The organism is Senegalia massiliensis (assembly GCF_900626135.1).
Taxonomy (GTDB): domain Bacteria; phylum Bacillota; class Clostridia; order Tissierellales; family SIT17; genus Anaeromonas; species Anaeromonas massiliensis.
In genome coordinates, this window is record NZ_LR130786.1 from 604,534 (window position 1) to 617,295 (window position 12,762).

The window sequence follows — 12,762 nt, forward strand, 5'->3', positions numbered from 1 at the left end:
ATAATTCCTCCATTTTTTTATTGTTCGTCTGCGGATTCTTCTCCACTATTTTCTTTATCAACAATTGCTTGTATACCTCTAGCAAACTTACTAATTGGTGCATTTAATGCAATAACAACTTGAGTAAGTAAGTGTTCTTTAGAAGGTAAGTTAGCTATTTCAGTTATTTTATCAAGGCCTAATACATCACCTTCAACTATACCTGCTTTAAGTTCTAATTTCTTATGATCTTTAGCAAAGTCATTAGTTATCTTAGCAGCTATAACTGGATCTTCATTAGATATTGCTATTGCATTTGGTCCAGTTAAGTGATTAGTAAATTCTTCATAACCTTCTTCTTTAAAAGCAAATCTCATCATAGTGTTTTTATAAACTTTATATTCTACACCTGCTTCAGAGTACTTTCTTCTAAGCTCAGTCACTTCATCTACATTTAATCCTCTATAATCAACTAATACTACTGATTTAGCACCTGATATTTTATCTCTTATTTCTTGAACTAGTTGTTGCTTTTGCTCAACTATTTTTTTGTTCATTTTACTTCCACCTCCTCGAATAAGGAATAAATACTCATAAAATTAAAAGGTCTTCCATAGACAAGGAAGACCTTTTATATAATTATATATAAATTAATCATAATCGGTACAACCTAGGTAGGAAATTTAAACCATTTGGTCCCTACTTTCTACGGTTCTTTATTAAATTTTAATCTTTTAATATATTACCACGGTCTACCTATTATGTCAATAAAAATTTTAATTTATCTATCCATTAATTTTTGACCATTAAGTTTGATTCCTGGTCCCATTGTGCTTGAGATAACTACACTCTTAAGATATCTACCTTTAGCTGCTGATGGTTTCGCTTTTATTATAGCTCCCATTAAAGCATCAAAGTTTTCTTTTATTTTTTCTTCTCCAAAAGAAGCTTTACCGATCGGAACGTGAACTATACTAGTTTTATCTACTCTATATTCCACTTTACCTGCTTTAATATCATTCACAGCTTTTGCAACATCAAAAGTAACTGTACCTGATTTAGGATTAGGCATTAATCCTTTTGGTCCAAGAACTCTACCTAGTCTTCCAACTACACCCATCATATCTGGAGTAGCTACTACTACGTCAAAACCAAACCAGTTTTCTTTTTGAATCTTATCTAAATATTCATCAGCTCCAACAAAATCTGCTCCAGCTTCTTCAGCTTCTTTTGCTTTTTCACCTTTTGCAAATACTAAAACTTTTTTAGTTTTACCAGTACCATGTGGAAGTACTATAGCACCTCTTACTTGTTGGTCTGCATGTCTTGGATCAACACCAAGTTTAATTGATAATTCAATTGTTTCATCAAAATTAGCTTTAGCAGTTTTCTCAACTAATTCAATAGCTTCGTCAACATCATAAAGTTTTTCTCTATCAACTAATTTGATACTATTATCATATTTCTTTCCTCTTTTAGCCATTTATATCCTCCTTTGTGGTATTATCGATTTACATCTCCCACTTTTTTCTTTATTCTTCTACTACTATACCCATACTTCTTGCAGTACCTGCCACCATACTCATAGCAGCATCTATATCACTTGCATTTAAATCAGGCATTTTAGTTTCAGCAATTTCTTTAACTTGATCCTTAGAAATTGTTGCTACTTTATTTTTATTAGGTTCTCCAGATGCTGTGTCTAATCCTAAAGCTTTCTTTAGTAAAACAGCAACAGGAGGAGTCTTAGTTATAAATGTAAATGATCTATCTTGATATACTGTAAGAACAACTGGAATTACCATACCAGGTTGATCAGCAGTTTTAGCATTAAATTCTTTACAGAATCCCATTATATTAACACCATGTGGTCCTAAAGCAGTACCTACTGGTGGCGCTGGAGTTGCTTTACCAGCTGGAATTTGTAACTTAACTACAGCTTGAACTTTTTTAGCCATCCCTGTCACACCTCCTTATCTATTTGTGGTTAGTCGGGTTTCCCCTCCCACTTTAGACTTATAAAAGTCTATAAAAAAGAGTAATATACTCTTTATAAGCTTTGTACTTGATCAAAATCAAGTTCTACAAGTGTTTCTCTCCCAAACATAGAAATAAAAACTTTAAGTTTTCTTTTCTCAGTATTTATTTCTTTTACTGTACCCATGAAATTTTCAAATGGCCCAGATATTACTTTTATAGAATCATCTACTTTGATATCAATTTCAGGAAGTGCTTCCTTAACACCCATATTTTTAATTTCTTCAGGGGTTAGAGGTATAGGTTTAGAACCAGGACCTACAAATCCTGTTACACCTCTTGTATTTCTAACAAGATACCATGATTCATCAGTCATTACCATTTTAACAATAACATAGCTCGGGAATTTCTTTCTTTCTTTGACTTTTTTCTTGCCATCTTTCACTTCTACATACTCTTCAGTAGGTACAAGTATTTCATGTACAATGTCTTGCATAGATCTGTTTTCAACTAGTTTTTCTATGTTTGCTTTAACTTTGTTTTCATGACCAGAATAAGTATGAACGACATACCATTTGGCCTTATCCGACATATCTGTCATAGATTTCGGGACTCCAATAGAGTCCTTCCCTCCCTTGCTTTTTATTAGCCAATTATAAATGACAATAAGCCTTTTACTAAAGTATCAAATAACCATATAATAAGTGCTACTATAGTACATAAAGCTATTACTACAGCTGTATGATTTATCAATTCTTTTTTATTAGGCCAATTTACCTTTTTAACCTCTGCCTTCACACCTCTAAAATATGTTTTCATCTTTTTAAAAGCGCCTTTGTTTGAATCAGCTTGAGCTGCCATATAATTTCACATCCTTACTTTTATTAATATCGACTAATTCATTAAAGATTAATCAATTTAGTAAAAGAAATTATTTTGTTTCCTTGTGATTTGTATGAGTTTTACAGAACTTACAATATTTCTTCATTTCCACTCTATCAGGATGTAGTCTTTTGTTTTTAGTTGTTGTATAATTTCTATGCTTACATTCAGTGCAGGCTAAAATTATTTTATCTCTCATTAAAACACACCTCCTACGCCTTAATATCTATAGTATTATATATCTAGGCATAATAATCCAATAATAACTATCAGTACTTATATAAATTATCACAAAATTTATTTTATGTCAATATAAAACGTAAACAAAAAACTAGGCCATTTAAGACCTAGTTTTTAGCCTTTAATATCTAAACTATTCTATTATCTCACTAACTACTCCAGCTCCAACTGTTCTTCCACCTTCACGTATAGCAAATTTAAGTCCTTTTTCCATTGCTATTGGTGTAATAAGTTCAATTGTAAATTGTGCGTTATCTCCCGGCATTACCATTTCTACGCCTTCATCTAATTGAATTGAACCTGTAACATCTGTTGTTCTAAAGTAAAATTGTGGTCTGTATCCGTTAAAGAATGGTGTATGTCTTCCACCCTCTTCTTTGTTTAATACATATACTTCTGATTTGAATTTTGTATGTGGTGTTATTGAACCAGGCTTAGCTAATACTTGACCTCTTTCAATATCATCTCTTTGTACACCTCTTAATAGTGCTCCAATGTTATCTCCTGCTTGTGCTTGGTCTAGTAACTTTCTAAACATTTCTACTCCTGTTACTACCACTTGTCTTGCACTATCTGCTAATCCTACTAATTCTACTGTGTCTTGTACTTTTAGTACTCCTCTTTCTACTCTTCCTGTTGCCACTGTTCCTCTACCTGTAATTGAGAATACATCTTCTACTGGCATTAAGAAGTCTTTGTCTACTTCTCTTTCTGGTGATGGAATTGTTTCATCTACTGCTTCCATTAATTCCATGATCTTATCTCCCCACTCACCACTTGGGTCTTCTAATCCTTTTAGAGCTGATCCTATTATTACTGGAATGTCATCTCCATCAAATTCATATTCTGATAATAATTCTCTTACTTCCATTTCTACTAATTCTATTAATTCTTCATCATCTACCATATCTGCTTTGTTTAAGAATACTACTATTTGTGGTACTCCAACTTGTCTTGATAATAAGATGTGCTCTCTTGTTTGTGGCATTGGTCCATCTGCTGCTGATACTACTAGTATCGCTCCGTCCATTTGTGCTGCTCCTGTTATCATGTTCTTTACATAGTCAGCATGGCCTGGGCAGTCAACGTGTGCATAATGTCTGTTTTCTGTTTCATACTCAACGTGAGCTGATGATATTGTTATTCCTCTTTCTCTTTCTTCTGGAGCTTTATCTATGTTGTCAAATGCTGTTGATTCTCCAAATCCAAGTCTTTCATGTAATACTGCTGTTATTGCTGCTGTTAATGTTGTTTTACCATGATCAACGTGTCCTATTGTTCCAACGTTAACATGTGGTTTAGTTCTTTCATATTTTGCTTTTCCCATTATTAATCCTCCTCAATTTTTTAAATAACGTATCAATAAAAATGGAGCCCACGACCGGGATTGAACCGGTGACCTCTTGCTTACCATGCAAGTACTCTACCTACTGAGCTACATGGGCATTTAAAACTACTGTAAATAATTGTACTATGTTAAATTTTGAATGTCAATAGATTAAATAGGTAAATCTTTTTCTAATTTCCTTTTTACTCTTTGGAGAGCATTATCAATAGACTTTACATGTCTTTCTAAGTTAATTGCTATCTCTTGATAACTTTTACCTTGCAAATAAGATAGTAATACTTCAAGTTCTAACCCACTAAGTGTTTGTCCTATTTTCTCTTCTATTCTAGATAGTTCTTCTTTAGATATCATAAGTTCCTCAGGATCTGTCACTTTTGCCCCTGAAATCATATCCATTAACGTTCTATCTGACTCCTCGTCATATAAAGGCTTATTCAAAGAGACATATGAATTTAAAGGCATATGCTTTTGTCTTGTGGCTGTTTTTATTGCTGTTATAATCTGTCTTGTAATGCAAAGTTCAGCAAATGCTCTAAAAGAAGCTAGTTTAGTTGCATCATAATCTCTAACAGCTTTATACAGTCCTATCATGCCTTCTTGTATTATATCCTCTTTGTCTGCTCCTATTAAAAAATAACTTCTAGCTTTAGCCCGTACAAAATATTTGTACTTTTTAATTAAATATTCTAAAGCTATATTATCCCCCTTTTTTGCTTTTTTAACTATTTCCTCATCACCCATTAATGGGTAAATATCAGTGTATAATTCGTTGATCTTCTTTTGTGCTATGGATTCCACTAATATCTCCTCCAGATATTCCCTGAAATATCAAACTTATATGGTTATTATATATTAGTTACAGTTTGCCAGTCAAGCATTTTAGCTTTTTCTTCGTATTTTTTCGAATTTTTCTAAAATTTCTTTATTTAACCTTTCCCCTAATGAATCCTTTTTATATTTAACTTCTTTTTCCTTTTGCTTTTTTATAGAGCGTTTTACCCTATTTACTTCAATTTCTAATTCTCTTGCAGATATCCTTGTCCCACCTCTACCTAACACCACTTGTTGTTCTGTCCAATCAGAAGTTGCAACTCTAACAATTTTATTTCTTCCCATTTGATCTAGTTTTCTTTCTATATATCTATCTGCTGTTTCATGTTCCTTTGTATAGACAACAGAAAGACCATATATATTTTCTTCTTTAGTATTACTTCCCTTTACTAAATGAGCATCAAATACTATTATTACATTAATACCTGTAAAAGATTGATATTCTGACATTATTTCTATAAGTTCATTCCTTGCAGTATCTAAACTTAAGCGGCTTAATTCTTTAAGTTTAGTCCAACTGTTTATTATGTTATATGCATCTATAAAAAGATACTCTTTTTTATTCTTAGCCATCTCATTTTTTCAATCCTCTTTGTCTGTTTACATCATACATTATAATAGAAGCTGCAACAGAGGCATTTAAAGATGATACTTTTCCTTTTATAGGTATTTTTACTAGATCATCACATTTTTCTTTTACTAATCTTCCAATCCCGCTACCTTCACTACCTATAACTATTCCAATAGGACCTGTCAAGTTCATGTTATAATAATCAGCACTTCCATCCATGTCTGCTCCATATATCCAAACACCTTCTTGTTTTAAAACATCTATTGTATTAGCTATATTAGGCACTTTAACTACTGGCATATACTCTATTGCTCCTGCTGATGTTTTTGCAACTGTAGAAGTAAGTCCTACAGACCTCCTCTTAGGAATTATTATTCCATGAGCCCCTACACATTCTGCTGTTCTCATTATGGAACCTAAGTTATGAGGATCTTTAATTTCATCTAATATAATTATAAAAGGATCTTCATTTCTTCTTTTAGCAAGTGCAAATACATCTTCTATATTTTTATAAGTATGACTTGAAGAAATTGCTATGACCCCTTGATGAGAATTTGTGCTGCTAATTTGATTAAGTTTATTTTTATGAACATATTGAATTATAATCCCACGAGATTTAGCTAATTTCTTAATCTCATTTATGGAACCTGTTTTATTTCCATCTTCTATAAATATTTTCTCTATTTCTCTGCCAGATTTTAATGCTTCTATAACTGGATTTCTTCCTTCTATATAATCATTTGTATTCATATTTCTCACTCCTCATATTAATTTTCTATTATCATATGAAATAACTCTTTAATTCTATCTTGTCTATCTAATAAATATAAATATCCTACTAATGCTTCAAAACCAGTTGCATATCTATAATCTGATACATTGGCATTTTTAGGCACAGTTTGTGATTTAGTATTTCTACCTCTTTTAACAACTCTAATTTCTTCTTCTGTTAAAACGTTCATTAATTCATGCACTATGTCAGATTGTGCTTTTGCTTTTACAAACTCTATAGCTCGTTTATGAAGCTCATTTACGGAAAGTAATTTATCTTCCAATAAAAATCTTCTGATAAACACTTCATAAACTGCATCACCTATATAAGCAAGTTGTAAAGGAGAGAGCATATTAACGTCTCTCTCACTCCATATTTTTTCATATATATTATCTATATTTCCCTTTTCCATTTAGTACCTCTCTTTGTATCTTCTAATATTATACCCTTTTCTTTTAAATCATCTCTTATTTTATCTGCTAAAGCATAATCTTTATTTTTTCTTGCTTCCAGTCTTTTTTCAATTAATAAAGTTATCTCTTCATCTAGAATTTCATTTTCCTTATATAATAACCCTAATATATCACTTAACTGAGTTAGAGCATCATAGCTATATTTTAAAGTACCATAAGAAACATCACTATTTAAATTTGTATTAGTATATTTAATAAGTTCAAATACCTTTGATAAAGCATCAGAAGTATTTAAATCATCTTCCATACTATTGTTAAATTCAACTTTAAATCCATCTATTTTTTCTTTTATTTTACTATCAACATTTGTATCTTGTCTATCAGAAGTATCTAGAAGATCTTTCAATTTGTTTTTTCCATTATAAAGTCTATCGAGACCATTTTTTGATTGCTCAAGTATTTCTCTACTAAAGTTTATTGGACTTCTATAATGACTAGATAAAATAAAATACCTTACTATTTCTAGATCATATTCTTCACTTATGCCTCTCACTGTAAAAAAGTTTAATTTAGACTTACTCATTTTTATATCTTCTACATTTATCATTGCATTGTGAAGCCAATAGTTAGCAAATGGTTTGCCAGTAAGGCTTTCTGATTGAGCTATTTCATTTTCATGATGTGGGAATTCTAAATCATGCCCTCCAGCATGTATATCAATAGTATCTCCTAAATACTTTCTTGCCATGACAGAACATTCAATATGCCATCCTGGTCTTCCTTCGCCCCATGGACTTTTCCAAAAAGGTTCTCCTTCTTTTTTGCTTTTCCAAAGAGCAAAATCTACCGGATTTCTTTTTTCTGTATTTACACCTATTCTAGCCCCTGACTGTAATTCCTCTATATTTTTATTTGATAACTTTCCATAATTATGCCATTTGCTAATATCAAAATATACATCTCCATTTACATTATAAGCAAATCCTTTCTTTTCTAATTCTTCTATAAATTCTATTATCTCATCGATATTTTCTGTAGCTCTAGGATGTATTGTTTCACCTTCTAATATTTGAAGATTATTAGCATCTACAGTATATTCTTGTATAAACTTATCTGCAATTTCTTTTACTGTTTTTCCTTCTTCATTTGCTTTCTCAATCATTTTATCATCTATATCTGTAAAATTAACAAGATAGTCCACTTTATATCCTTTTGTCTTAAGAAACCTCCTTAAGACATCAAAAACTATAAGTGGCCTCGCATTACCTACATGGATATAATTATATACTGTCGGTCCACATACATACATTGTCACCTTATCCTTATTTAAAGGTATAAATTCTTCCTTTTTTCTAGTTAAACTATTATATAATTTCATTTTTATTCCTCCCTTATTAATTTTCTTTCTAATTCTTTTATTCTATTATCCATATCCTTAAATTTATCTGCTATAGGATCAGGAAATTTTGTTTGATCAAGATCTAAATCTGATATAGGTGTAACTTTCTTTCTAAGAACTACTTCACCAGGTATTCCCACTATTGTTGCATACTCTGGTACTTCTTTTAACACAACTGCACCAGCTCCAATTTTAGCAAAATCATTTACCTTAAAAGGACCTAATACCTTTGCTCCACTACTTATTACTACATTATTACCAATAGTAGGATGTCTTTTACCTTCCTCTTTTCCTGTACCACCTAAAGTTACTCCTTGATATATAACTACATCATTACCTATTTCAGTAGTTTCACCTATTACTACTCCCATACCATGATCTATAAATACTCTCTTACCTATTTTAGCACCGGGATGAATTTCTATCCCTGTAAAAGATCTTGATATTTGAGATATAATCCTAGCTAATAAATATATATTTTTATTATATAAATAGTGAGATACTCTATGAAGTATGACCGCATGTAATCCTGGATAACATAATAATATTTCTATGAAATTTTTAGCTGCTGGATCTCTTTTATATATTGCATTTATATCTTCTCTTATACTAGAAAACATAATATATTCCTACTTTCTAACACTAATTTTAATATTAAAAAACCGTCTCTATACATTTGTATAGAGACGGTTTTTCCGTGGTTCCACTCTAATTTAAGCATTTAGCTTATCTCTAATAGTTATAACGTAACAAACGTTTTGTTTTACTTTTTTCAAACAAAAAGTTCAAAGGTGCATTTTCAATCTATACATCCCTTAATCCTTTCAGCCTAGGGACTATTCTCTGTTAGGTAGTATAAATTTACTTTTCCTTATCATTACTTTTTAATTATTTAAAACATTATTTTCTACATATTCTATGCGATTAAGTATATTTTGTTTACCTAAAACTAAAATTATATTTACCATTTCAGGTCCATGAAGTTTCCCTGTAAGCATAGCTCTTATTGGCATAAACAAATTCTTTCCTTTAACTTTAGTTTTCTTTTGAATTTTTTTGATTATTGTTTTTGAAAACTCTTCATCTATTTCATCTATTTGGTCTAACTCTTCTCTAAAAGCATTTAAAAGTAATGGAACTTGTTCTCCTTTTAATGTTTCTAATACTTTTTCATCTTCTAAGTCAATTTCATAATTAAAATATATATTTGCTTTTTCTTTTATTTCAGAAAGATAAGAGAGATCTTCTTTTACAGTAGAAACTAGAGTTTTTATCCAATCATATCTATTTTCCACATCATTATTATCAATATATCCTGCTTCTTTTAAGAAAGGGATTGATAAATCTGTTATTCTTTCTAAACTTTCTTCTCTTATATATTGACCATTTATCCAGTTTAATTTATCTATATCAAATACTCCACCAGTTTTTGATACTCTATCAAATGAAAACTCTTTTTCTAGTTCATTCATTGAAAATATTTCTTTATTTGATTCTGGACTCCAGCCAACTAAAGCCAAATAGTTAACTAATGCTTCAGGAAGATATCCTTTTTCTTTGAAATCTGATACAGATACATCACCTTGTCTTTTAGATAATTTTTTCTTATCTTTATTTAAAACTGTGGGTAAATGCACATATGTTGGAGCTTTCCATCCAAAAGCTTGGAACATAAATACATGCTTAGGTGTTGATGGTAACCATTCTTCACCTCTAACTACATGTGATATATTCATTAAGTGATCATCCACTACTACTGCAAAATGATATGTTGGAAATCCATCTGACTTCATAAGAACTTGATCATCCATATCATTTGTATTAATAGTAACTTTCCCTCTTACTAAATCATCAAATACTATATTTTCATTTTCAGGTAATTTAAGTCGTACCACATAATCTTCGCCATTTGCGATTCTAATTTCAGCTTCTCTTTTATCTAAACTTCTACAATATCCATCATATTTTGGTATTTTACCATCTCTTTTTTGTTCTTCACGTACTTTATCTAATCTTTCTTTTGAACAAAAACAATAATAAGCATACCCTTTTTCTATTAATATATCTATATATTTCTTATAAATATCTAATCTTTTAGATTGAGTATATGGGCCATATTCACCTTTTTCTACGATTTCACCATTTTCTACAAATACACCTTCATCATGTGTTATTCCTGCCCATTCCATAGAATCTATTAAGTTTTCTAAAGCTCCTTCTACAAATCTAGTTCTATCTGTATCTTCTATTCTTAAAATATATTTTCCACCGTTATTTTTAGAAAATAAATAATTATATAGAGCCGTTCTAAGACTCCCTATGTGAACAAATCCTGTAGGACTTGGAGCAAATCTCACTCTAATATTACTCATAAAATACCTCCATAAGTTTAAATTTAAACCTTACTTCATTAATTATTGTTATTTATTATATAATATATACCCCTTAATAGCAAGTTACAACTTAAGTCCTTGCTCATTAAAGGCTTCTTGAACTTTTTCAAATATTTCATTTGAATTTATTTTTATCTTATCTTCTTTTCCTCTTACAGAAAATTCTACAACTGATTCTTTAGCATCTCTACCTACGGTTATTCTTATTGGAATACCTATAAGTTCTGCATCTGTAAACTTAACTCCAGCTCTTTCTTTTCTATCATCAATTAATACTTCTATACCTTTATCCATTAATTGATTATATAATTTTTCACCAAGCTCCATTTGGTCATCTTTTTTAGCATTTACCACTGTTATTATTACATGGTAAGGAGCCACAGATAATGGCCATATTATTCCTTTATCATCATGATATTGTTCTATTATTGCAGCCATTGTTCTAGTTATCCCAATACCATAGGAACCCATCCAGAACTTGGTTGATTTACCGTTCTCATCAAGGAAAGTAGCATCTAAACCATCGCTATACTTTGTGCCAAGTTGGAATATATTACCAACTTCTATTCCTCTCTCTATTAACAACTCGCTACCACATTTAGGACATTCATCATTTTCTTTAACTAATAACAAGTCTTCAACTTCTTCTGCTGAAATATCATCTATGTTTACATTTTTAATATGATAATCTGTTTTGTTTGCACCTATTATAAAGTTTTTCATCTTTTTAACTCTAGAATCCATTAATATTTTAATATCTTGCTTTAAGTCTATAGGTCCTGCAAATCCCACTTCAGCTCCAGTAACATTTCTTACGCCTTCTTCATCTAACATTTCTAATTCATGTTCAGGAACTTTAAAATAATTTACAAGTTTAGTATGGTTTAATTCTCTATCTCCAGGAATAAGTACTGCTATAACCTCATCAGATATACGAACTAAAAGAGTTTTTACAAAATTAGAAGCATCTATACCAAAAAACTCCACTAAATTTTCTATTGTTTTGATACCTGGTGTATGAACTTCCTCAATTTCTAGATTTTCTCCTTTATTATCTATGCTATATATTACTTTTGCTTTTTCATCTGTAGCTGCATAGTCACAATCTTTACAATAAGCTATCTCACTTTCACCTACACTACTCATAGCAGTAAATTCATGAGAATCGCCATCTCCCATAGCTCCAGAGTCACCTTCTACAACCCTAAAGTTCAGATTACATCTAGTAAATGCCTTTTCATATGCTCTCCACATATCCATATAACTTTCATTCATTCCATTTACATCTTTATCAAAACTATATGCATCTTTCATAATGAATTCTCTGGAACGCATGACACCAAAACGTGGTCTTTTTTCATCTCTATATTTAGTTTGTATCTGATAAATATTTAAAGGTAATTGCTTATATGATTTTAATTCATTTCTTATTAGGTCAGTAAATATCTCTTCATGTGTTGGTCCTAAACAAAATTCTCTTTCATTTCTATCTTTAAGTCTAAACATTTCTGGACCAAAATCAGCCCACCTTCCTGATTCTTCCCATAATTCTCTAGGTTGAATAGCAGACATTAACACTTCTTGAGAACCTGCTCTGTCCATCTCTTCTCTCACAATTTTTTCTATTTTCTCTATTACTCTAAAACCTAAAGGTAAATAAGAATATACTCCTGATACTAATTTTCTAATCATACCTGCTCTTAATAATAGTTTATGACTTGGTATTTCAGCATCTGCTGGCACTTCTCTAAGTGTTGGCATATATAACCTTGACATTTTCATATTTAAACCCTCCTATTTTAAAACAAAATAAAAACCGCCCCTAAAAAGGGACGGATATTCCGCGGTACCACCCTAGTTGACCATAAAAAGTCCACTCTAGACTATAACGATATAAAACCGTAAGCAAATATTGCTTAAGCTCGGGAACAGGTTCAATATTTAGCGGAATGAAAAC

15 protein-coding genes, 1 tRNA gene and 3 other annotated features (1 of these 19 only partly in view) are annotated in these 12,762 nt (G+C 30.8%); all 16 genes read right to left on the reverse strand.

Annotation, left to right across the window (positions count from 1 at the left end; translation table 11 throughout):
- Positions 1–17: 17 nt before the first annotated feature.
- Complete coding sequence (gene rplJ, locus E0D94_RS12965) at positions 18–536, reverse strand: 50S ribosomal protein L10 (RefSeq protein WP_130807985.1); 519 nt, start codon at positions 534–536, stop codon at positions 18–20.
- Positions 537–569: 33 nt separating this feature from the next.
- Positions 570–709: a sequence feature (ribosomal protein L10 leader region), on the reverse strand.
- Positions 710–760: 51 nt separating this feature from the next.
- On the reverse strand, positions 761–1,462 hold the full coding sequence (gene rplA, locus E0D94_RS12970; protein WP_130807986.1) for a 50S ribosomal protein L1: 702 nt from the start codon (positions 1,460–1,462) through the stop codon (positions 761–763).
- Between the two features lie 49 nt (positions 1,463–1,511).
- Complete coding sequence (gene rplK / locus E0D94_RS12975; protein WP_130807987.1) at positions 1,512–1,937, reverse strand: 50S ribosomal protein L11; 426 nt, start codon at positions 1,935–1,937, stop codon at positions 1,512–1,514.
- Between the two features lie 92 nt (positions 1,938–2,029).
- On the reverse strand, positions 2,030–2,548 hold the full coding sequence (gene nusG, locus E0D94_RS12980) for a transcription termination/antitermination protein NusG (RefSeq protein WP_165442989.1): 519 nt from the start codon (positions 2,546–2,548) through the stop codon (positions 2,030–2,032).
- 53 nt (positions 2,549–2,601) lie between these two features.
- Positions 2,602–2,817, reverse strand: a complete 216-nt coding sequence (gene secE, locus E0D94_RS12985; protein WP_130807989.1) for a preprotein translocase subunit SecE — start codon at positions 2,815–2,817, stop codon at positions 2,602–2,604.
- A 70-nt stretch (positions 2,818–2,887) separates the two neighbouring features.
- Positions 2,888–3,037: a 50S ribosomal protein L33 gene (gene rpmG, locus E0D94_RS12990; protein ID WP_130807990.1), complete on the reverse strand. Its 150-nt coding sequence runs from the start codon at positions 3,035–3,037 to the stop codon at positions 2,888–2,890.
- A 174-nt stretch (positions 3,038–3,211) separates the two neighbouring features.
- Complete coding sequence (gene tuf / locus E0D94_RS12995; protein ID WP_130807977.1) at positions 3,212–4,405, reverse strand: elongation factor Tu; 1,194 nt, start codon at positions 4,403–4,405, stop codon at positions 3,212–3,214.
- A 42-nt stretch (positions 4,406–4,447) separates the two neighbouring features.
- Positions 4,448–4,523: transfer RNA gene (locus tag E0D94_RS13000), tRNA-Thr, on the reverse strand.
- Positions 4,524–4,576: 53 nt separating this feature from the next.
- Complete coding sequence (gene sigH, locus E0D94_RS13005) at positions 4,577–5,215, reverse strand: RNA polymerase sporulation sigma factor SigH (RefSeq protein WP_423213407.1); 639 nt, start codon at positions 5,213–5,215, stop codon at positions 4,577–4,579.
- Between the two features lie 90 nt (positions 5,216–5,305).
- Positions 5,306–5,830 (reverse strand): NYN domain-containing protein, encoded by a 525-nt coding sequence (locus E0D94_RS13010; protein WP_130807992.1) that lies wholly within the window; start codon positions 5,828–5,830, stop codon positions 5,306–5,308.
- Between the two features lies 1 nt (position 5,831).
- A complete protein-coding gene (gene rlmB, locus E0D94_RS13015) occupies positions 5,832–6,578 on the reverse strand; it encodes a 23S rRNA (guanosine(2251)-2'-O)-methyltransferase RlmB (RefSeq protein ID WP_130807993.1) in 747 nt (248 codons plus the stop codon).
- A gap of 17 nt (positions 6,579–6,595) precedes the next feature.
- Entirely contained in the window at positions 6,596–7,012 is a 417-nt protein-coding gene (locus E0D94_RS13020; protein ID WP_130807994.1) for a Mini-ribonuclease 3, read from the reverse strand.
- Positions 6,994–8,391, reverse strand: coding sequence for a cysteine--tRNA ligase (gene cysS / locus E0D94_RS13025; RefSeq protein WP_130807995.1), 1,398 nt, complete (start codon positions 8,389–8,391; stop codon positions 6,994–6,996). The genes E0D94_RS13020 and cysS overlap by 19 nt, the downstream gene beginning before the upstream one ends.
- Positions 8,392–8,393: 2 nt before the next feature.
- A complete protein-coding gene (gene cysE, locus E0D94_RS13030; protein ID WP_130807996.1) occupies positions 8,394–9,032 on the reverse strand; it encodes a serine O-acetyltransferase in 639 nt (212 codons plus the stop codon).
- Between the two features lie 59 nt (positions 9,033–9,091).
- Positions 9,092–9,299 (reverse strand) — a binding site (T-box leader).
- Positions 9,297–10,784 (reverse strand): glutamate--tRNA ligase, encoded by a 1,488-nt coding sequence (gltX, locus tag E0D94_RS13035; RefSeq protein WP_130807997.1) that lies wholly within the window; start codon positions 10,782–10,784, stop codon positions 9,297–9,299. Its footprint overlaps the feature before it by 3 nt.
- An 84-nt stretch (positions 10,785–10,868) precedes the next feature.
- Positions 10,869–12,587, reverse strand: a complete 1,719-nt coding sequence (locus E0D94_RS13040; protein ID WP_130807998.1) for a proline--tRNA ligase — start codon at positions 12,585–12,587, stop codon at positions 10,869–10,871.
- Between the two features lie 43 nt (positions 12,588–12,630).
- Positions 12,631–12,762: a binding site (T-box leader), on the reverse strand; it runs 65 nt beyond the window's last position.

What these genes read in the sequence shown, in the direction of transcription:
- secE (WP_130807989.1), bottom strand. Translation starts at nt 2,817, where the DNA reads ATGGCAGCTCAAGCTGATTCAAACAAAGGCGCTTTTAAAAAGATGAAA.
- rlmB (WP_130807993.1), bottom strand. Translation starts at nt 6,578, where the DNA reads ATGAATACAAATGATTATATAGAAGGAAGAAATCCAGTTATAGAAGCA.
- nusG (WP_165442989.1), bottom strand. Translation starts at nt 2,548, where the DNA reads ATGTCGGATAAGGCCAAATGGTATGTCGTTCATACTTATTCTGGTCAT.
- rplA (WP_130807986.1), bottom strand. Translation starts at nt 1,462, where the DNA reads ATGGCTAAAAGAGGAAAGAAATATGATAATAGTATCAAATTAGTTGAT.
- tuf (WP_130807977.1), bottom strand. Translation starts at nt 4,405, where the DNA reads ATGGGAAAAGCAAAATATGAAAGAACTAAACCACATGTTAACGTTGGA.
- rpmG (WP_130807990.1), bottom strand. Translation starts at nt 3,037, where the DNA reads ATGAGAGATAAAATAATTTTAGCCTGCACTGAATGTAAGCATAGAAAT.
- E0D94_RS13010 (WP_130807992.1), bottom strand. Translation starts at nt 5,830, where the DNA reads ATGGCTAAGAATAAAAAAGAGTATCTTTTTATAGATGCATATAACATA.
- cysS (WP_130807995.1), bottom strand. Translation starts at nt 8,391, where the DNA reads ATGAAATTATATAATAGTTTAACTAGAAAAAAGGAAGAATTTATACCT.
- gltX (WP_130807997.1), bottom strand. Translation starts at nt 10,784, where the DNA reads ATGAGTAATATTAGAGTGAGATTTGCTCCAAGTCCTACAGGATTTGTT.
- rplJ (WP_130807985.1), bottom strand. Translation starts at nt 536, where the DNA reads ATGAACAAAAAAATAGTTGAGCAAAAGCAACAACTAGTTCAAGAAATA.
- E0D94_RS13040 (WP_130807998.1), bottom strand. Translation starts at nt 12,587, where the DNA reads ATGAAAATGTCAAGGTTATATATGCCAACACTTAGAGAAGTGCCAGCA.
- E0D94_RS13020 (WP_130807994.1), bottom strand. Translation starts at nt 7,012, where the DNA reads ATGGAAAAGGGAAATATAGATAATATATATGAAAAAATATGGAGTGAG.
- rplK (WP_130807987.1), bottom strand. Translation starts at nt 1,937, where the DNA reads ATGGCTAAAAAAGTTCAAGCTGTAGTTAAGTTACAAATTCCAGCTGGT.
- cysE (WP_130807996.1), bottom strand. Translation starts at nt 9,032, where the DNA reads ATGTTTTCTAGTATAAGAGAAGATATAAATGCAATATATAAAAGAGAT.